The following is a 21747-nucleotide window of genomic DNA, read 5'->3' on the forward strand; positions in this document are numbered from 1 at the left end:
ATCAGTTTTCATAATGCACCCATTTCTTCTCAAATTTTCTTTGTATTACTGTAATAATTAATATGATGATAAACAACATCCACGCCAATGTAGAAGCCGGTCCCATCTTCCCGTAGATAAATGCCTCTCGGTAGACCATCAAATTCACTACATTGTTTCTGTCAGGAAGTGAATAAACATCAAACATGGTAAGAAATACATCGAATGCTGTGAACGCTGAAATCGTTGACAGGATCATAGTCAAAAATACCATAGGCGATATCATAGGAACCGTAATTTTTCTGAATATGGCAGCTTTTCCTGCCCCTTCCGTTGTTGCGGCCTCCACAATTTCTTTCGGAACACTTTGCATCGCAGAAAGTAGGATTACCATAGTCTGTCCCATGCCTTTCCACACATTCATCAAAGCAAGACTGCCAATTGCCACCCACCACTTATCACTGTCGTACCAATAAGAGCCTTCAAAACCCAGGGAACGCAAAATATAATTAATCAGCCCATAATCATAACCATATAAAAACTTCCACACAATGGCTCCTGCAACCCAGGGGGTCACATTGGGCAGAAAGTAGCAGGCCCGAAACCCCCCTTTAAATTTAATCTTCTGGTTTAACATATTGGCAATGACAAGAGCAAAGATGGTTTGAAGAGGCACAAAAATTGCTGCAAAGTATAAAACATTTCGAAAGGATATCCAAAATGCCGGATCCTTAAATGAGTTAATCCAGTTCTTTAATCCGACAAACTTTGGAGGATTAAACATATCCCAGTCTGTGAAAGAGATATATCCCGAAAACAACACAGGGAAAACAAAAAACACAGCAGTTCCTATAATGAATGGTAAAACAAACAGCAGCCCCCAAAAGTTACTTTTTCTCATCATTGCCTCCTATTTTTCATAATTCTCGTCGAGTACCTCTTGAACACTTTTTTTAATCTGTTTCAGTCCGGATTCTGGATCCGTCTTTCCATCCATAATATCGTTGAATACTGGCTGTGCCGCTGTCCGCCATTCATTCCAGCATTTATTCTCATCCAATGTTACCCCAGATTCATCGACACCCTCTGTGTAAGCTTTTTTATTGAGTGGCTTAAACTGTAAGTTTTCCATATACGTAAGTGCTTCTTTATTAACAGGTATCGTAGATCCACTGTCAGCAACAATCTTCTGTACCTCCGGACTCAGATAATACTTTAAGAATGTCCACGCAGCTTCTTTATTCTCTTCTTTGGCTTTTGAGAATATCATCCAGGTGTTGTTTACATTCGGTACAATTCTTTCTTCGCCGTCAAATGCCTTTGGCATTTTAACAGTATCGTAATTGAGATCCGGAAAGTTAGTATTTAACACGGTATTTCCTAAGCTATATTGCAGAAAAACCATCGCACCCATTCCGTTTCCAAATACCTGATGCGTTCCCCCAAGTTCATTGAATGTCGAGCGCGCCGGACTGATCTTATAGGTATTAACAGTATTTGCCCATTCCGTAATTCCTTTCAGAGACTTTTCATCGTCGAATACAGCATTTTCCTTCGTCTCATCCAAAGCCTGTCCTCCGGCGGAATGAATCCACGGAAACCATCCATCTGTAATTCCTCCCGAAGTGATCAAACCATAAACATCTGTCTTCCCATCTCCGTCTGTGTCCTTTGTCAGTTTTTTTGCCGCCTCAATCATATCTTCATAGGTCCAGTCATCCGTAGGATACGAAACCCCGGCTTCATCAAACAGATCTTTGTTATAAGCAAGTGCAATCGGATTGCCTCCGTGAGGAACGCCCCAGACGCTTTCCCCTACCTGTGCCGAAAACAAAGTGGAAGCAAATTCATCTTCATTTAAATCCCTTTCTATATAAGGCATTAAATCTTCTGCCGCTCCCTTATCTCCATATCCCAAAACAGCAGCATTCTCCTGAAACCAGATATCCGGAGCTGTCCCGCCTGCAATCTGAGTCGTAATCTTCTTCGTGAAATCTCCCCAGGGTGCCTCATCAATATCGAGTTTTATATCCGGATATTCGTTTTGAAATCCCTCTATAATTTCTTTATTGGTCACATCATATCCGCCCGGAAGCCCGATTCTCAAGGTCACAGCTTTCGAAGATTTTTTCTCTGATTTCTGCTCTACACCAGAATCAGCAGCTGATTTATCTCCTGTTGCCTTCGAATCCTGCCCTTTTGAAGAACCACATCCCCCCATCAGCATAATTGCTGCTCCTGTCATAACCAATGCGCTTACCAATCTTTTTTTCATTCTTACCTCTCCTTTTCTTTTTGGTAAATTACCCCTGTGGGTGTTTTAGTAAATCTTTAATTTTTACTTTCTGGTTTTCAGCAATCGAAAGATTAGCCGCAGCCCCGATAAGCAGTGACATTGCACCATCCATGGAACTGGCAAGGACTCCCAGATCATCCTCAACATCATTTTTAATCAGCATACGAATCAATTTATCATCTGCACCTCCATGGCTTCCTTTCAATTTAGGAATATCATAATTAATCTGTGCACCGCTTCTGTCATATACTTTTATGTGATTGCATCCGTCGTCTTCTCCGATTCCCGAATAGATCTCTCCAACTTCCATTCTGCCCTTAGTTCCACTTATAGATGCATTCCATCCCTCATAGGGACTGTGAGCAATCAATGAATAAGCCAGAAGTGCCCCTGACTGGTACTTTACATTGACCGCCATGCTGTCATAGATGTCTATGCTCTCATCAAAAACACAGGAATCCCGAATATAGTTATCCTCTTCTTCCGCCTCAAGATAAAATTGCCTGTAAAAAGGATCTTCTTCGATATCCCAGTAAAATTCACATGTATCTTTGTACTCGCATGTCAGGCATCTGGTTCCTCTTTTATCCCGGACTGGCCCGTAAAACCTTCTGGTTCCAAATGCACTTACTTCCTCGGGATATGAATTAAGCCACCAATTGATCACATCAAAATGATGTGTTGACTTATGCAGTAAGAGCCCCCCGCTTTTCTTCAAGTATCTATGCCATCTTCGAAAATAATCCGCACCATGTCTCGTATCCAGATGCCATTCCAGATCTACGTTCAGAACTTCTCCCACCGTATCCTTTAGGATCAGTTCTTTTACCTTTTGCATATACGGCATAAATCGCATATTAAAGGTAACCTGAACATGTCTTCCAGTCTTTTTCTCAGCCTCCAGAATAGCATTACACTTTTCAGAATCAATTGTCATAGGTTTTTCAGAAATCACATCACAGCCCGCATTCAGTGCCTTGATGATATATTCATGATGATAGCAATCCACGGTAGTCACAATTACAAAGTCCGGCCTGACCTGTTCCAACATATAATCAAAGTTGTCATACACCGGAAATCCGCCACAGGCCTCTGAAAACTTTCGTGCCCGAACAGGATTTATATCATACACACCTTCTATCGAAGCGTAGTCCTTATACTCCTCGGCAGAAATGCGTTTTCCGAACATATAGCATCCTCTCATTCCTGCACCTACTATAACGTATTTTTTCATGATCTGTCTCCTTTGCATATTTCTATACGATTTTCTTCCTTCATCCATCCAATTACATTATCTATATCAAAAAAGCGAAGTGCTTTCGGAAGGATAATACTCACAGGCTCATTCTCATAATACCGTTCAGCCACCCAGCTGTTATAAGTCAATACTGGTTCTTCTATGGAGACAGATTCAATTCTCTCATCAAGAAAGGCTGCCAAAATACCATAAATTCCCTGCCAGCCGCATACATGAATTCGAATATCTCTGCATTTTGCAGCATCCAGGTCCTGCAGCATATCAACGGAACGAATAACATCAAATATTCTTAGTGCGCACAGGCTGTCTCCGGATCGAATCAGGTCATCTGCAAGTTTATATATCGTTCCAAACTTATCATCTACCTTTTGAGCCCCTGTCTGATAAGGAGCAATCCCCCCAACTCCTGACGTGTTGAGAACCAGAACCTTTCTGCCCTTCTCACATTCGTTCTGAATCCATTCCATATGGTCCTTCAGCTGTCTGGTTCCCCCGTCCCAGACAGCAATGGTAGGTGAGCGTGTGACATCAGAGTTGGAGTTTTCTTCAAAGACCAGACAATGGTTCATCATTCTTTCCTGGGATCTCCAAATATATGAAGCGATTGATAAATCGTTATATTCCAGCCTCGAAATTTTCCTCAGGTTCAATGCGCATATATCCCGCTGATGATAGACCTGCTCTTTCAACCATTGATATGCATTCTCTTTTGTACACACATCTTTCTTCATCCGATTCAACAGGGAAAGATTCTCTTCATATATAAATCGCGAATTCCTTTTTTCTTCCTTTATCTGACCCTTTTTCGTACACCACAACTTTTTAGGATTTATTATGTGAATATCCTCAAGAGTTATGTCCTCTCTGTTCTCGATCTCTAGACTTCTTGTAAAAAATTCAGCTGCTTTCAGTGCAAGATCAAAGGAATAGCTGTGCTGCGTGACATCCTCATAATAATATAAGTTATCTTCTTTTCCCCATAGTTTCCAATATTTTTTTGCATTTTCAACAGTTTTCCTGGTTCCTTCTATCGGAAAGAAGTCATAGGATGCAGCCAGGACAGCCACCGGTTTCGGTGCAGCACTTAACAATATGTCTTCATGTTCAAATCCATACTTCAGAAATCCCGGCCAGTTCTGCTCGGAATCCTGGGGCACTCCTGAGAGTATATTTTCTTCATAGCTTGTAATATATGTGCCAGGAGCAAAAGCTTTCACCCTGTCATCGCATAGCATTACCATACAGGTCTGGGTACCCCCGCCGGAATTTCCCGTAACTCCGATATTGTCCGGATCTACTTCGGGGCGGGTCAGCAGATAATCAATACCTCTAATTGCATCCTGAAGGAAGTACCTTGCCGATGGATAACCGGTCATAAGGCATTGAAGTCCCGCATGCGTATGCTCCGCGGTTCCTCTGCTGATTATCTCTGATCCTTCCTCATAGTAGCTGACTCTTTCTCCCTGCCCAACAGGATCTATAGCCAAAACGATAATTCCCCGTTTTGTAAGGCACTGACACACCATCTGATATTCATAGCTGTGTTTGGCCAATGGATCATGCCCGCATAAAAACAAAACTGCACCGGAGGGATTCTTTAATCCGTCAGGCATATACAAATTTGCTGTTACAAAACAATTGGGTCTTGACTGATAAATCACCTTTTCTATATGAAAATCATCTGATTGAACAACTCCTGTGACAACTGGATCTAAGGGTGTTTCGCACGATGGCATCCCACCTATAGAATCGAGGAACTTACTTCTTACATAACATTGCCTTTGTCTGAGTTCATCTTTTGTAAGAATAAGATTCCGTCTGGTTTTTCCGTTTTCCAGCAGCTTGGAAGTATTGTTATAGACATAGTCCTTGAGCTGACTTTTTACATCATAAAAGTGAGAAGGGTTATATTTTTCAAGATTTTCTATCGTCATCATCAACGCCTCTTTCTTATAGATAAATCCTCTTTCCTTCTTTTCTTGATTTCTCCGCCGCGAATGCCATCCGATGACTTTGTAAAGAAAGACGGGCTAAGGTTTTTAAATCTCCTCCTTTTTTTCCGACTCCGTCCAGGAAATCATATAAAAGTCTGGAGTCTCCTCCACCATGTCCGGACTGAATACTCTCATACTCAATCGGAATTACTTCTTTCTCCTTGGTCAGGAAATCGTATACTTCGATATTTCCTTTATCCAAGTGTCCCCGGATATCACCTTTCGTCCCAAAGAAACGTAGCGTCCTTGTATTTTCGCTCGAAAATCCAGTCATGTTAAACGAAGCTGTGAGCCCATCTTCCATATTAAATATTGCACTTTGATGATCACACACATCATTATCACAATGAAAGACACAGCGCCCATATTGTCCCTTCCTTAGCGCTTCATATCTTGCCGCAAAAGAAGTGTCCGACGAAATGGTCTGTGTCGGCCAGCCCACTTTAGAAATTTGTTTCAGATATAATCTGGGTGCAAAATAAGGACATGATGTCTCACAGGGACATCCATCCAGACAATATTTTGGTGCCCCTTCCGGCGCATTTTCTTCTTTGTAGTATTTAAGGTTTCCTTCTGATACAACCGACAGACATTTTTTTCCTGTGAGATAACCGATTAAATCTAAATCATGGCATGATTTCGCCAATATAAACGGGCTGGATATCGTTTCATTTCGGAATACACCTCTGACATATGAATGAGCAAAATGCCAATAGGCACAATTTTCTGTCATCTGTAGATGAACTAATTCCCCAACCCTGCCCTCATCAATAATTTCTTTCAGTTTTTCAAAGAAAGGTGCATAACGCAAAACATGGCACACCATTAATAACAGATTCTTTTCCTCTGCCTTTTTGACCATATCAATACACTCTTGTTCATTATCAGACATTGGTTTTTCCAATAATACCGCATATCCCTTATCTAACGCCTGCATCGTTGATGGATAATGCACTTTATCTGGCGTTGCATTAATCACTGCGTCTGCAAACTTATCTTCTTTCATTACTTCCTGCCAGTTGGAATACAATTTCTCATCACCAATATTAAAATCCAGAGCAAGTTTATTCAATTTCTTTCTGTCCGGATCAGCAATCGCAACAATATCAGCACCATATTGTAAACAGAAACGTGTATAGTTTCTTCCTCTGCCTCCAGCTCCCAAAATGATTACTTTCATACTAGCCTCCCTTTTCGTTTCGTCATAATGTATGAAATCTATTTTTTATTTTAACAATACTCTATTCATATTTCTAACACAATCTTGTTGAAATTCAAGCTAAAAATTACTTTATATTGCTCTTCCTTTCCCTCTTCAAACTAATCATTGAGGTGCAGAGCAATCCGTAGTATCATAGGTTCAAAAGGTCATGCATTAACAGGAGGTACACTCATCCATGATGAATCAGACATTTTTATATGGAATTCCCGGAAGCACAGTCAAGCTTATCGCGATGGCATGTATGTTCATAGATCATTTTGCGGTTATTTTTCTGGAAATGAATCATCCTGTCTTAAGTTCTTTTCTTCGTTCCATCGGCCGGATTGCCTTCCCTTTGTTTGCATTTCTCCTGACAGAAGGATTCCTTCACACGCACAGCAAAGTAAACTATTGCCGCAACTTGTTTATTATGGCTATTCTGTCCGAAATACCCTTTGACCTGGCATTTCGCAACTCTGTCTTCGATCCGATAAGTCAGAATACATTATTTACCCTCACAATCGGCCTTCTGACAATCTGGGCAATCTCTCTAATCGAAGAAACAACACAAAAAAAAGGTCAAAAACAATACTTTCGTATTCCTTTGACCCTTCTGGTGACAGCCGCAGGGAGTTTCGCCGCATGGCTGTTCCGTTCAGACTATGAATTCTATGGAATTCTTGCAATTGTACTGCTATACGTCTTACGAACACGCCGCATGGCAGCATCGGTTCTTTCTTGTGCAGTTTTGACGTTAATCGGACCTGCGGAGTCTTTCTGTTTCTTCTCGATTCCACTGATTATGAAGTACAACGGCAGTCGCGGACTTAAGCTAAAATATGCATTTTACCTTTTTTATCCCTTTCATCTTCTGGTGTTGTATCTGCTTTGGCACACTATCAGTATCTGAAGATCGCTACTCCAAATCCAGGCAGATTATAGCCGATGGAAAATTCACGTCCATCACATTCCCTTTTTACTGCCCGATATATCTGTTTTCTATCTTTACTCTCACCGCCATACCTGACATCCGAGCTGTCAAGAATCAGGCGATACTGTTTGCCCTTTGGCACTCCAACCCGATAATCAGGCCTGTCTACTGGGGTAAAATTACAGACAAACAGAAGATTGTTCTTTCCTGTAGGTGACTTTCGGATGAAACTGTAGATGCTTCGCTCTGAATCATCCGCATTAATCCATTCGAATCCTTCTGCAGTATCATTGGCATATAACGCAGGGTACTTTTTGTATACTAGCATAAGATCACGGAAATAGGCCTGCAGATGTTCGTGTGATTTTTCCCTCAGCAGATACCAGTCCAGCTCTCTTTGCTCTGACCACTCCCGAAGCTGTCCGAAGTCCTGTCCCATAAACAGCAGTTTTTTCCCGGGATGCCCAATCATAAAACTATAGCCTGCCATCAGATTCTTAAACTTATGCGCCGGATCTCCCGGCATCTTCTTTAGCATTGATTTTTTCAGATGAACAACCTCATCGTGGGAAAGCACCAGAATATAGTTTTCGCTATACGCATAGGTCAGAGAAAATGTCATCTTATTATGATTATACTTTCTGAAATAGGGGTCAAGTTCCATGTAGTCCAGAAAGTCATGCATCCAGCCCATATTCCACTTAAAGGTAAAGCCAAGACCACCGTCATGCACGTCCCCCGTCACCTTCGGCCACGTAGTGGATTCCTCTGCAATCATCATCACTCCTTTATTTCTCCCTGTCACCAGAGAATTCAGATGCTTAAAGAATTCCACTGCCTCCAGATTCTGATTACCACCATACTTATTTGGAATCCACTGCCCTTCCTTTTTGCCGTAATCGAGGTAAAGCAAAGATGCCACCGCATCCACCCTGAGGCCGTCAATATGGTACTCCTCCACCCAGAACAGGGCATTTGCGAGCATAAAGTTCTTGACTTCAGGGCGGCCATAGTTGAAAATTTTTGTCCCCCAGTCCGGATGCTCGCCCTGACGGGGATCTGCATATTCATAGACCGCCGATCCGTCAAAATCAGCCAGTCCGTGGGCATCTTTTGGAAAATGAGCCGGTACCCAGTCAAGAATCACTCCTATATGATTTCTGTGAAGATAATCTACCAGATACTTAAACTGTGCGGGTGTTCCAAAACGTGAAGTAGGGGCATAGTATCCGGTTACCTGATATCCCCAGGAACCGTCATAAGGATATTCAGCGATTCCCATCAATTCTACATGCGTATATCCCATGGCCCTGACATATTCTGTAAGTGTTTTTGCAAAGTACTCATAGTTATAAAAGCCATCCGGATTCTCGTCACTGCAGGGATGTTTCTTCCATGAACCCGGATGTACCTCATAGATTGCAACCGGGTTTTTTTGAGGATCGTTCTTCTCTCTCTGACCCATCCAGGATGAATCTTTCCATTGATATGTTTCAATATCTGCAATCTTTGATGCTGTCCCGGGACGCATCTCTGCGGAGAATGCATATGGATCTGCTTTATAAAGCAATTCTCCCTTCTGGCTCATAATACAATATTTATAAAGCTCTCCCTCCTTCGCTTTCGGCACGAAAATCTCATAGACGCCATCGTCCCCTGTTTTTTTCATCACGTCTGCATTCTCATTCCACCCGTTGAATTCTCCAATCACAGATACGGATCTGGCATTCGGTGCCCATACCGTAAACCAGACTCCTTCTATTCCATTCTCTTTTCCTAGATGCGCACCCATCTTTTTATAAATCTCGTAATGAGTTGCATTTGCAAATAAATAATGATCTAACTCTCCAAATCTTGTCATCTTGTCTCTCCCCCTCTTTTTATCAGGTAGAAAAATACCCTGCATAAATATCACTTCTTTTCGTTTAGATATCTATGCAGGGCTGCACACTATTTTATTTCATCACTGAACATATACATCTGACTCTTTCTTAAGCTTCCCGACAGCAAAAGCGGCAGGATTAGGCAGGTTGCTTCTTAACAAATAACCTTTCTGCATTCTTTTCGGTCACCTGAATCACTTCTTCATAATCAATGTGCTTAATCTCAGCTATCATCTGCGCTATATATGGCAGATTCAGGGATGAATTCCGCTTTCCGCGATTCGGTTCAGGTGCAAGATAAGGACTGTCTGTCTCCAGAAGGATCCGATCCAGCGGTGCATAATTGACCACCTCCTTCATCTTCCTTCCGTTTTTAAATGTAACAACGCCCCCGATTCCCAGATAAAACCCCATACTGAGGTATTCTCTGGCCATTTCCCTGGAATAGGAAAAGCAATGAAGAACTCCCCCGATTTCATCGGCGTGCAATTTTTTCATCGAATGGAGTGTATCCAATGCTGCATCCCTGCTGTGCACAATGATCGGCAGTTTTACCCGATTGGCAAGCTCCATCTGTCGTTCAAACCAATAGATCTGCTCCTCGTGATTTTCTTTGTTCCAGTAATAATCTAAGCCTATCTCTCCGATTGCTGCTGCTTTCTTTTTTCGTGCCAGCCTGCGGATTCTCTCAATGATCTCTTCGTTTAAATTGCCCGTCTCATCCGGATGCAGTCCAAATGCTCCATAGATAAATGGATATTGTTCCATCAGTTGTTCCGTTGTCGTAAGACTTTCCAGAGATGAGCACACATTAATTACACGTCCGATTCCATGATCATTAAGCGAATCTAGCACTGCCTTTCTGTCATCATCAAACGCTTCATCATCGTAGTGTGCGTGGGTTTCAAAAATCATGATACACCTCATCTTTCAGGCAGATAAACCATTCTTACACATTCAAGTAAATATTAGGTTCATTATAAAACTTGATGAAAAAATAGTCAATCCCTATACAATCTGAATTAGTTTAACCATGCAGTTCTCTGATTTACTAAGAGATCTCTGCACCGGACGGCATCTCTTTTTCAGATGTCAGAAGAGACAAGGTCCCATCAGCATCTTCGGCGCACAAAAGCATGCCTTCCGAGAGAATTCCCGCCAATTTCGCGGGTTTTAAATTCACAAGAACCATCACTTTTTTTCCGACCATTTCCTCCGGAGTATACTGTGTTTTAATTCCCGATACAATCTGCTTTATCTGGCTTCCAACTCTTACCTGTGAACATAGAAGTTTTTTCGATTTCTTTACAGCTTCGCAGGATATGATCTCACCTATCTGAAACTGTATTTTGTCAAAGTCATCTATTGTGATCTCATCTTTCGGTTCTATGTCGATCACAGATTCTTTCTTCTGTGAATCCTTTGTATCTTTTTCGGGAGACTGACTTTCTTTGAGCTCTTTTAGTTTTGGTTTAAGGGCCTCAACTTTTTCCATCGTCTCCTTGACATCCAGGCGTTTAAAGAGTATCTGAGGTTTGTCAGTCACCTTTGTTCCTGACGGATACAGACCAAACACAGACAGTTCATCGTAATCTTTCTTTCCCACATTCAGCTGTGAAAGAATACGTTCTGTCGTCTCCGGCATATACGGTTCCAGAAGATTTGCGCCGATACAGATTCCCTCCACTAGATTATACAATACTGTGGAAAGCCGATCCTTTTTTTCAGGGACTTTTGCCAGAGCCCATGGCATCGTCTCGTCTATATATTTATTGCATCTCTTAAACAGATTGAAGATTTCGGTGATTGCATCGGCAACTCTAAGTTCATCCATCTTGGCTTCAACTTTAGCACGGATTGATATGATCACAGACTTGAATTCATCATCTGGTTCTTCCACGGCACCGGTATCATTGACAATACCATCAAAATATTTATTTGACATGGAAATCGTCCGATTCACTAAATTTCCCAATGTGTTGGCAAGCTCAGAATTCATCCTCTCCACCATAAGCTCCCATGTGATAACTCCATCATTTTCAAAGGGCATTTCATGAAGTACAAAATAGCGTACCGCATCTACTCCAAACAGATCTGCCAGATCATCCGCATAGATAACATTTCCCCTCGATTTACTCATCTTCCCGTCATTTTGTAAAAGCCATGGATGTCCAAAAATTTGTTTTGGAAGGGGGAGATCCAGTGCCATAAGGAAAATCGGCCAGTAAATCGTATGAAAGCGTACAATATCTTTTCCAATCAGATGAAGATCTGCCGGCCAATATTTCTTAAACTTTTCGCTGCTGCTGCCATCACAGTCATATCCAATTCCCGTGATATAGTTCGTCAAAGCATCCAGCCATACATAAACTACATGTTTTGGATCAAAGTCAACCGGAATCCCCCATGTAAACGAAGTACGAGAAACGCATAAATCCTGTAACCCTGGTTTCAGAAAGTTATTAATCATCTCATTCTTTCGGGAAACCGGCTGAATAAACCTGGGATGTTCATTAATATAGTCAATCAACCTTGGTGCATATTTACTCATCTTAAAAAAATAGGCTTCCTCTTTCGTCGGAGTAACCTCACCGCCACATTCGGGACATCTTCCGTCAACAAGCTGAGACTGTGTGTAAAAGGATTCACACTCTGTGCAATACTGTCCCTCATAAAACCCCTTGTAGATATCTCCCTGATCGTATAGTTTTTTAAAAATCTTCTGGACCTGGACCTCATGGTCATGATCCGTAGTACGTATGAACTTATCATAGGAGGTATTCATCAAATCCCAGATGCGCTGTATCTCTCCAGATACATCGTCAACAAATTCCTTCGGGCTTACTCCTTGATCCTTTGCTCTCTGCTCAATCTTCTGTCCATGTTCATCTGTTCCCGTCTGAAAATACACATCATATCCCTGCATTCTCTTAAATCTGGCAATGCTGTCAGCAAGAATAATCTCATATGTGTTTCCTATATGGGGCTTTCCCGACGTATATGCAATGGCAGTCGATATATAATATTTTTGTTTTTCCAATCTTCACAACTCCTTAAAATTACCGTGATATAAAGATATCATAGCATACTTGTCCGCTTTTGGAAAGACACGGTTTTTGTTTTTTCGTTGACATAATACCACTTGTAGATTATACTAAATATAGTAACCATTATCATTATTTGAAAGGAGGGTTACATGCAAGCATTGAAATACAGCAGACAGCGTGAAGCAATCAAAGAATTGCTGATAACCCGGAAGGATCACCCTACCGCTGACATGATTTATACCGAACTTCGCAGGACGCAGCCGAATATCAGTCTTGGCACTGTATATAGAAATCTTGCTCTCCTTGCAGAACTTGGAGAGATTAAGAAGTTCTCCGCCGGTGACGGGGTAGATCGTTATGAAGCAGATCTAACCCCGCACAGTCACTTTGTCTGCAGGGAATGTGGTGCCGTACTGGATATGAAACTCGATCATCAGACTAAAATCCGGCATTTGGCCGAAAAGAATTTTGAGGGAATCATCGAAGATTGCTCTGTCAATTTCTACGGAATATGTCCTGCATGTAAGCAAAAATCAAAAAAGTAAAAAAGCTCTTGACAAAGCAGTAGATTTGAGATATTATAATATCAGTAACAGTTATTATTACTGTTAATTCAAAATCACAAGAAAGGAAGTATTGGAATATGAAAAAATGGGTTTGCAGTGTATGTGGATATGTTTACGAGGGAGAGACTCCACCGGAACAATGCCCGGTTTGCAAAGCTCCCGCATCCAAGTTTAAAGAGCAAACCGATGAGAGAACATGGGCTGCAGAGCACGTCGTAGGTTCTGCTGCAGATGCTCCTGAAGACATCAAAAAAGATCTGAGGGCTAATTTCGAAGGCGAGTGCTCAGAAGTTGGTATGTATCTGGCCATGTCCCGTGCAGCTGTCAGAGAAGGCTATCCGGAAATCGGTCTTTACTATCAGAAAGCAGCCTATGAAGAGGCTGAACATGCATCCAAATTTGCTGAACTCTTAGGTGAAGTTGTAACAGACAGCACAAAGAAAAACCTTCAAGTTCGCGTAGACGCTGAGAACGGTGCTACATCCGGAAAAGTCGACCTCGCTAAACGCGCCAAAGATGCCGGTTTCGATGCGGTTCATGATACTGTTATGGAGATGGCCAAAGATGAGGCTCGCCATGGAAAAGCATTCGAGGGAATGCTGAAACGCTACTTTGAATAATTGCAACATTGTAAATGTTTAGTTGGTACTTATAATTCCCCTTAGTAAAAAACGCCGTATGTGATAACATGCGGCGTTTTTTAGTTGCCAGATATCAAAATACGCTTTATAATCATAGTGGACACTTAGATAAGGCCTTAAAAGACCAGAACTTTGGAAAGGGTATAAAAATGGACAAACAGGCAGGACTTATTCACATTTACTGTGGCAACGGCAAGGGAAAGACAACTTGTGGTATGGGTTTATGCACCAGAGCCGCAGGATACGGCTACAAGGTGTTGATTTATCAGTTCATGAAGAATAATCAGACGAGTGAACGGAAAGTGCTTGAAACCATAGACAATATTACATTTGTCGATGGACTGGATTTTGAAAAATTCAGTTTTAAATTGTCATCAGAAGAAAAAGAAGAAAGAAAGTTGTTCTATGAATCACAGTTTCGAAAAATCACCAGACTGGCCGAATCAGAAAATTACGATGTACTTTTCCTGGATGAGATCATCTATGCAGTCAGCAGCGATCTTTTTGAGGAGACCATCCTTTTGGATTATCTTTGCCGGAAGCCAAAAGGACTTGAGGTAATTCTCACCGGTCAGGACCCCAGTAAAGCCCTTATCGATGTGGCTGATTATGTCTCCTCGATTCAAAAGGTAAAGCATCCTTTTGACAAGGGAATTATGGCAAGAAACGGAATCGAACGATAAAAGAGGAGCGCCCAGAGCGGTTATACTCTGGGCAATTATCATGATTATTCGTATCTAACCTGAGAATATGATACCAATTCGTTATGAACATAGTATGAACAAAAAGAAACTTATTTATTAATATCTTCTATTTATCAAATATTATTTTCTCTTTTGTTGTATGTTTTTCACACATACATTTCTTATTATTGGAATGCAGATTGTATTTTATCCCATAATTGTGAGAACCAATTTGCAATTTTTGCAAAGAATCCATTTGCCTCCTCTTTACTGATACCAAGATTTACATCAAGGTCGCTCAGTTTATCATACAAGCCTTTTGCCTGCTCTTTCAGACTGTTAATATCAAGATCCAGTTTCGATAATTTTTCCATCAGATCTCGAATCATCTGGATCTGCTCTTCTGTAAGCGAGATCTCAAGCTTTGTCGCAGTATCCTTGATCGTATCCTCGATTTTAGCAGGATCTTTTATATTCTCTGAGACAACTGCATCTTTTACGGCACCGACCAGCTCTTCTGCCTTATCCTGATCACCGATCTCATCTGCAATCTTACTGGTTGTGACAAGTTCATCTGTTGCCGTATCCACTTTATCAGAATCCAGTTCTTTTCCTGTCAATTCCGAATAGGCTTTCATCGCTCCGACCAAAGCGGCTGTCCCAGAGATGTTGAATGGTCCGGCTACCACAATATCTGCATCCTTGACACCCGCCGTTGCCAGTGCGTTCTGGTACATAACCTTTGTACAGTATGTGATATTCTTAGTTGTGACCTTAAGACCGTTTCCCGAACTTTTCTGTTCTACTTTGACGGAAGACAGCGCTCTGCTTCCAATCACGCTCGCATCCAGATATGAATCAAGATATTTATGCTCATCCGCATTTGTCACTGTGACTACATCGTAATCGTCCAGATTACTTTTCTTTACATCAAGAAGTTCCAGAACCTTGTTCTTATCCTGCTCGTTTAAATCAGCCCCCAGGGCGAGATAGGTTTTATCTACACGGTCAGCAAAAGCCGGCACAGCCGACATGGTAAATGTTGTTACTGCTGCCAGAAGTATTGCCAAATGCTTTTTCCTGTTTTTAATCATTTTCCTTATAACCCCTTTCTTGGTTTTTCTGATGATGGTTTATTATACCATACTTTTCGAGGTGTGGCGGAAAGTTAATGAAATCTAAAAGAAAGTTCATTAATTCTTTACAAGATGAACATGAAAAGAACACATTTACCCCGTATAATAACATTATAAAATAAATCAAGCAAATATTGATTATTTTATTGAATTTTCTTTTTCATACGCCGATTTTAGAATCGGCACTCCTTCCTTTAGTAAATATATAAATTGAAAGCCGATTCCATACAGGGAATCGGCTTTTAATCTATTTAACTATATCAAAATCAAGAATTATGGGATGATTCCCCAAGAACATTAGAAAGCCCTGCAAACTCCGGAAGCGTTAATGCCTCTCCGCGGATTGTCGGTATAAACTTGCATCTTCTAACCGCCTCGGCCACCTCTTCCTTCGTATAAGACAGATCAGGTGAATTAGTCAGTGCATTGATAAGTGTTTTCCTTCTCTGGTTAAAGGAAGCACGGATCAGACGAAACATCAACTTCTCATCCGATACAACGACCGGCGGTTTTTTATGTCGTTCAAGCGAAATCACGGCACTTCCCACTTTCGGGCGCGGTATAAAACAGTTCGGCGGAACATTTGCCACAATCTTCGGAACACAGTAGTACTGTACAGCAAGTGACAGTGCACCATAATCTTTCGTTCCGGGTCCGGCCTGCATTCTCAGGGCTACCTCTTTTTGTACCATTACGGTAACGGAATCCACCAGAACATGCTGCTCAAACAATCCCATAATAATCGGTGTTGTTATATAATAAGGCAGATTCGCCACCACCTTGATCGGATTTCCATAGTTTTTCTCTCTGACAAGAGTATTCAGATCAACCTTTAAAATATCTTCATTTAAGATCGTGACATTGTCATACCCTGATAATGTATCCTTTAAAACAGGTATCAGATTTCGGTCGATTTCAACTGCACACACCTCTCTTGCATGGCAGGCCAGATACTGCGTCATCGTTCCAATTCCGGGACCAACCTCAACCACGTAGTCATCTGATCCAATCTTTGCCGCATCTATAATCTTTTCAAGCACACGCCTGTCAATCAGAAAATTCTGCCCATATTTCTTCTGGAAATTAAACCTGTATTTCTGCAGAACTTCTATCGTATTCCCGGGAGTACCAAGCTTTGGTAACGGTCTGTCCATATTATTCAAAATCCTTTTCGTAGAGAATGATTCTGTTCTGTTCATCCGTCCGTTTCCCAGACATCTTCCTTCCAAAGCGTCTTGTACCTCTACCGGCTCTTTCCATCGCTTTGTCAACGATATCTTTCACTTTTCCTATTGTCATTGGCTCATTCAAGGTCTGATTGTCACCAATCAATGTATAGAGGGCAAGAACACCCATCTCATCCATCTTGTAACCGTTTTCTTTTGCATAGGTCCTCGCAAATGTCACAAGCTCATCATTTGTAAAGACAGGAATCGATATCACCTTCTCGAACTTCTTTGCGAATTCCGGATTGTTTCTCAACAAGGATCGCATGCTGGTCTTCTCATCCTCTATGATTACAACCATGCTGTCTGTCCGAAATTCCATCGCTTTATCCAACTTCTGTATGACATTCGGATACAGAAGACCTGCGCGCTCAATCAAGAGAAATCCTCCCGACATCTTATCGACAACAGCTGCCGGATCTCTCTGATTGAGATCTGAAGCGTCAATGCGGGCATACTTTGCAGCCGAAAGCCCCAGATCTTTGCACATAGACAGGATCATACTGTCCGAAAGCCTAGTCTTGCCCGTAGCATATCCGCCCATGACAGCAATATTACCCTGCTTTGATGTTTTTTCTCCGATATGTTCATATACACTGGAAAGTGCATCAAGAACCTGCTGGTCAATTCCGGGGATCTTGGCAAAATAAGAGAAGATCCGCTTCTGATCATCGGAAAACTTCTCAGGAGTACCACCACTTAAGATCCTGATTCTGCGCTCTTCCGGTGTTTCTTCCCGAAGAACCTCCTCGATTGATTTTGCGTCGGTTTTTTCAGTCGTATGAATCGATTTCGTCTGGCGTTCCAGATCATCAGGATCAATCTCACGAGTAGCGTCAGAAGCTAATTCGCGGACTGGATTATAGATCTTAGTCCCATTTCCATCATCCGGCTCGCTGATCTTGGGTACTACAATTGTGTTCAGGTTGTTTTCATACTCTCCATGGGTCTCATCTTCCGGCCTCATATCAGCCAGATCAGGGATAATACGAGTTTTCGCGTCTTTCTTCTCGTTGTCTTCAATATCAGCCGTTTCTGATGAAAGGAACTCTTCCAGATCCTGATTCACATCGTCTTCATTAAAGTTTCCGCTAGCCAGCTCTTCGGAGAAACCGCTGGCAGTTTCTTTCAAAAGCGCATCCAGATCGAAGTCCCCAGATGCAGGAGTCTCCTTTTCCTCTTCCGTCTCCTCTGGCGTTGTGATTTTCTCAGTTTCTACTTCTGCGGGTTTCTTCTTATGGTCAGCCCTTGTCAATATCTTCTTTGAGGCCCCAGGGGTTATCTCAGCTTCTGTCTCAACATTCTCCGGTTCCAGGTCCTGTACTTCAATTACACCAGTGTCACCGGTATGCAAAGAACTTTCGTCTTGTTTCTTCTCTTCATCCTGGACAGGTTTCAGGCCAGAAAAAACCTCCTGAATACTCTTTTCCAGCTGTTTTTTCAAATCTACTGTCTTCCCAAAGAATTCCGGTGAATTCACCGGCATCTGTTCATAATCCTTTTCCCGTTCAGACTCATTCACCGGTATGTGGTTATTACCTGCCTCAGAAGTGATAGCAGCTCCTGCACTATTCATCTTCTGAAGAAGCTCCTCTGTATTTTCTTTTGGCCTTTTTTTCTTTTGGGGTTTATCCTGTGCTGCCTTAGATGTCTGCCTGCCAGATGGTTCTATCTGATCAGAAACAGACTCTTTCTTCTCGGATTTTTCTTTTATACCTATTGCCTTTTCCTGATCTAGCTCTTTTGTATAGAGCTGCTGCTGAGCCGGTGAAAGCGGTTCATACTGCATCTTAAGTTCCATGGCTTTTCTTACATATCTGCCTTCGGCAAACCATAAAATCAGATCGTCGCATGTCTCTATACACTTATCCTGGTGTCCGGCTTTTGCATATAGCCTGGCCAGTTCATATGCCCATCGTTCCGTGTATTCTCTGTCTCTGTAATCTTCAAGAATGGCAATCTGATCCTCAAGAGGTGCATGCTGCGCTTTGTATAACTTATATTTTAGTACGAATCTAGAGTTATCATTGGGAGCTGCATCTACAAACTCTAGGTAATAATCGGCTGCTTCCTCTGTCTCCCCAAGCTTCAGCGAAACTTCCACCAACCGATATAATACCATCTTTCCTATTATAGAGCGGCTGTGGGCAAGCAGTAATATCTCCCTGCAGCGTTTATACTTTTTATTTACTTCGTAAATATCAGCAACCATGCTAAGAGTACGTATGCTTTTAACACGCCGCCAGTCGATGCTGTCTGCGATCTTTAAAGCTTCTTCGTAATCTTGCTGCTCTACCAGACCCGTCAGCTCTTCCAACTTTTCGCGATATTCAATCTTATCCAACGTATTCACCTCGAAGTTTTTTCTCTCCTATGTTTCGAAATAACAAATTTGCTCTAATTCTAACACAACGCTTTACCCTTGTCAAAAGAACTATAACAAAATTTTATCCAGGTGCCAGATCTCTTCCACATACTGGAAGATTGTACGGTCCGAAGAGAATTTACCTGACTTTGCAATGTTTATTATCGCGGTTTTCGCCCATTTTCTACGGTCGCGGTACCTGCTCTCCATCTTCTGACTGGCTGTTATGTAGGACTTAAAGTCCCCCAATATAAAGTACATATCTGCGGGCTCCTGACCTCTTTGTACTAAAAGGGAGTCATGAATATCCCGAAAGCGATCCTTGTCGCCGCAGGAATACTCTCCATTGATCAGCTGATCTAAAACTTTTTTAAGTTCTGGATCCCGATTATAGTAATCCAGCGGATTGTAGCCTCCGTTTTTCTCGTAATCAATAATTTCCTGTGCCAAGAAACCGAAGATCTCAACATTCTCTCGTCCTGCTTCTTCTACAATCTCCACGTTCGCACCATCCATGGTTCCCAGTGTAACGGCTCCATTTATCATAAACTTCATGTTGCCCGTACCCGAAGCTTCTTTGCTGGCTGTTGAGATCTGCTCTGATATATCTGCAGCGGCAAAAATCAGTTCTGCATTGCTCACACGATAATCCTCGATAAATACGACTTTTATTCTTCCTTTGATATCGGGATCATTGTTGATAACTTCGCCTACATTATTAATCAGATTAATAACTTCTTTTGCCCGTTCATATCCGGCACTTGCCTTCCCCCCAAAGATAAAGGTCCGGGGATAGAATTCCATATCCGGATTTTCTTTTAACAGGTTATACAGATACATGACACGAAGTATATTCATAAACTGTCTTTTATATTCATGCAAACGTTTCACCTGAACATCAAAAATAGAATGTGGATCCACGTCAATATGATTGTGTTCTTTAATATATTTTGCAAGTCTTACCTTATTTAGGTACTTTATATTCAGAAACTCCCTCTGCACTTTCTCATTATCTGCAAATGGCATCAGTCTCTCAATCACAGGAAGATTTGTGATCCAATCTTCTCCCACGTATTTCGTAACCCAGTCGGCCAGAAGCGGATTTGCATGCATGAGAAATCTTCGTTGTGTAATTCCATTCGTCTTATTGTTGAACTTTTCCGGCATCATCTCATAAAAGTTCCGTAATTCCCGCTTTTCAAGAATCTCTGTATGAATATGAGCAACTCCGTTAACAGAAAAGCTCCCCACAATTGCCAGGTTCGCCATACGTACCTGACCATCATATAAGATCGCCATCGATGCCACCTTACTCTCATCACCCGGATACATAAACCGTATGTGTTCAACAAACCGCCGGTTGATTTCCTCTATCATCTGATACACCCTGGGCAGAAGACGCGAAAACAAATCAACCGGCCATTTTTCCAGAGCTTCTGACATGATTGTGTGATTCGTATACGCACAGGCGTGAGTTGTCACTTTCCATGCTTCGTCCCAGGTAAGTCCCTCTTCATCAATCAGAATCCGCATGAGCTCAGGAACCGCAACTGCAGGATGCGTATCATTCATCTGAAATACAACCTTCTTGTGCAAATCGCCGATATCACTATGTTGTTTTTTATATTTCTCAATCGCTGTCTGTAGGCTCGCTGATATGAAGAAATACTGTTGTTTCAGTCTCAGTTCCTTTCCGGCAAGATGATTATCATTCGGATAGAGGACTTCCACGATTGTTCTGGCCAGGTTCTCCTGTTCCACAGCTTTGTGGTAATCTCCCTTGTCAAAAGAATCCAGCTGAAAATCACTCACAGCTTCTGCATCCCAGATACGTAGTGTATTTACCATGCCATTGTTATACCCGACTACAGGCATATCATAAGGAATGGCACGCACAGACTGGTAACCTTCCTGTATAAAGTCATTTCTTTTCGTCTTTTCATTGTATTGCACTCTGACATAGCCTCCGAATTTTACTTCTTTGGCATACTCCGGACGGCGAAGTTCAAAAGGATTGCCCTCTCTTAACCAATTGTCCGGCACTTCCTGCTGACAGCCGTTTTGAATTCTCTGTTTGAACATTCCATATCGGTATCGAATCCCACACCCATAGGCCGGGTAGCCCAAAGTAGCCAGTGAGTCCAAAAAGCAGGCCGCCAGTCGTCCCAACCCTCCATTTCCAAGGGCCGGATCCGGCTCCTGATCTTCGATTACATTCAAATCCACTCCCAGTTCGTCCATTGCTTCTTTCACTTCATCATATACAGTGAGGGCGATCAGATCGTTTCCCAGTGCTCGCCCGGTCAAAAACTCCATTGAGAGATAATATACAATCTTCGAATCTTCCTGCTCAATATGAGCCTGCGTCTTCATCCAGTTATCGATAATGACGTCTTTCACAGCATAGGACACGGCCTGAAAAATCTGTTGGGGTGTCGCCTCTTTAAGCGTTCTGCGATATAAGTTTTTTATATTTTCTGCTACCGTTTTTTTAAATGTCTGCTTTTCGAATTCGAGATACAACATGAGCCATCCTCCTGA

16 protein-coding genes are annotated in these 21747 nt (G+C 41.9%); 4 read left to right on the plus strand and 12 right to left on the minus strand.

The window, feature by feature from the left end; translation table 11 throughout:
* Position 1: 1 nt before the first annotated feature.
* The 5 genes from INP51_RS15590 to INP51_RS15610 are packed head-to-tail and all read right to left on the minus strand — an operon-like array spanning position 2 to position 6707.
* Positions 2–883 carry a carbohydrate ABC transporter permease gene (locus INP51_RS15590; protein WP_207736887.1) on the minus strand — a complete coding sequence of 294 codons (882 nt, stop codon included), beginning with the start codon at positions 881–883 and terminating at the stop codon, positions 2–4.
* Positions 884–889: 6 nt separating this feature from the next.
* Positions 890–2254, minus strand: coding sequence for an ABC transporter substrate-binding protein (locus INP51_RS15595; RefSeq protein WP_193735656.1), 1365 nt, complete (start codon positions 2252–2254; stop codon positions 890–892).
* Positions 2255–2282: 28 nt separating this feature from the next.
* Complete coding sequence (locus tag INP51_RS15600) at positions 2283–3509, minus strand: Gfo/Idh/MocA family oxidoreductase (RefSeq protein ID WP_193735657.1); 1227 nt, start codon at positions 3507–3509, stop codon at positions 2283–2285.
* Positions 3506–5470 (minus strand): alpha/beta hydrolase family protein, encoded by a 1965-nt coding sequence (locus INP51_RS15605; RefSeq protein ID WP_193735658.1) that lies wholly within the window; start codon positions 5468–5470, stop codon positions 3506–3508. The genes INP51_RS15600 and INP51_RS15605 overlap by 4 nt, the downstream gene beginning before the upstream one ends.
* 13 nt (positions 5471–5483) lie before the next feature.
* The gene (locus tag INP51_RS15610) at positions 5484–6707 is read right to left on the minus strand and encodes a Gfo/Idh/MocA family protein (protein ID WP_193735659.1); all 1224 of its coding nucleotides are present in this window, start codon (positions 6705–6707) and stop codon (positions 5484–5486) included.
* Between the two features lie 217 nt (positions 6708–6924).
* Here INP51_RS15610 and INP51_RS15615 point away from each other — a divergent pair, with 217 nt between their 5' ends.
* Complete coding sequence (locus tag INP51_RS15615) at positions 6925–7638, plus strand: TraX family protein (RefSeq protein WP_193735660.1); 714 nt, start codon at positions 6925–6927, stop codon at positions 7636–7638.
* Here the strand turns inward: INP51_RS15615 and glgB are convergent.
* The 3 genes from glgB to metG form a co-directional block, all read right to left on the minus strand.
* Positions 7628–9520 carry a 1,4-alpha-glucan branching protein GlgB gene (gene glgB, locus INP51_RS15620; protein ID WP_193735661.1) on the minus strand — a complete coding sequence of 631 codons (1893 nt, stop codon included), beginning with the start codon at positions 9518–9520 and terminating at the stop codon, positions 7628–7630. The genes INP51_RS15615 and glgB overlap by 11 nt on opposite strands.
* Positions 9521–9680: 160 nt before the next feature.
* On the minus strand, positions 9681–10457 hold the full coding sequence (locus INP51_RS15625; protein ID WP_193735662.1) for a TatD family hydrolase: 777 nt from the start codon (positions 10455–10457) through the stop codon (positions 9681–9683).
* A 136-nt stretch (positions 10458–10593) separates the two neighbouring features.
* Positions 10594–12582: a methionine--tRNA ligase gene (gene metG / locus INP51_RS15630; protein ID WP_193735663.1), complete on the minus strand. Its 1989-nt coding sequence runs from the start codon at positions 12580–12582 to the stop codon at positions 10594–10596.
* Between the two features lie 156 nt (positions 12583–12738).
* On the opposite strand from metG, the gene INP51_RS15635 reads away from it, so the two are divergent.
* From INP51_RS15635 to INP51_RS15645, 3 genes are all read left to right on the plus strand, one after another.
* Entirely contained in the window at positions 12739–13134 is a 396-nt protein-coding gene (locus tag INP51_RS15635) for a Fur family transcriptional regulator (protein ID WP_193735664.1), read from the plus strand.
* 98 nt (positions 13135–13232) lie between these two features.
* A complete protein-coding gene (locus tag INP51_RS15640) occupies positions 13233–13775 on the plus strand; it encodes an NADH peroxidase (RefSeq protein ID WP_193735665.1) in 543 nt (180 codons plus the stop codon).
* A gap of 68 nt (positions 13776–13843) precedes the next feature.
* Positions 13844–14479 carry a cob(I)yrinic acid a,c-diamide adenosyltransferase gene (locus INP51_RS15645; RefSeq protein ID WP_230406833.1) on the plus strand — a complete coding sequence of 212 codons (636 nt, stop codon included), beginning with the start codon at positions 13844–13846 and terminating at the stop codon, positions 14477–14479.
* Between the two features lie 185 nt (positions 14480–14664).
* On the opposite strand, the gene INP51_RS15650 is transcribed toward INP51_RS15645, so the two are convergent.
* The 4 genes from INP51_RS15650 to INP51_RS15665 form a co-directional block, all read right to left on the minus strand.
* Entirely contained in the window at positions 14665–15573 is a 909-nt protein-coding gene (locus INP51_RS15650) for a DUF1002 domain-containing protein (protein ID WP_193735666.1), read from the minus strand.
* A 308-nt stretch (positions 15574–15881) separates the two neighbouring features.
* Positions 15882–16769 carry a 16S rRNA (adenine(1518)-N(6)/adenine(1519)-N(6))-dimethyltransferase RsmA gene (gene rsmA / locus INP51_RS15655; protein WP_193735667.1) on the minus strand — a complete coding sequence of 296 codons (888 nt, stop codon included), beginning with the start codon at positions 16767–16769 and terminating at the stop codon, positions 15882–15884.
* Position 16770: 1 nt separating this feature from the next.
* Positions 16771–19194 (minus strand): hypothetical protein, encoded by a 2424-nt coding sequence (locus INP51_RS15660; protein WP_408610507.1) that lies wholly within the window; start codon positions 19192–19194, stop codon positions 16771–16773.
* Between the two features lie 81 nt (positions 19195–19275).
* Complete coding sequence (locus tag INP51_RS15665; RefSeq protein WP_193735669.1) at positions 19276–21732, minus strand: glycogen/starch/alpha-glucan phosphorylase; 2457 nt, start codon at positions 21730–21732, stop codon at positions 19276–19278.
* Positions 21733–21747 lie beyond the last annotated feature (15 nt).

This window comes from Blautia liquoris, from assembly GCF_015159595.1.
GTDB classification, from domain to species: Bacteria; Bacillota; Clostridia; order Lachnospirales; family Lachnospiraceae; genus Novisyntrophococcus; species Novisyntrophococcus liquoris.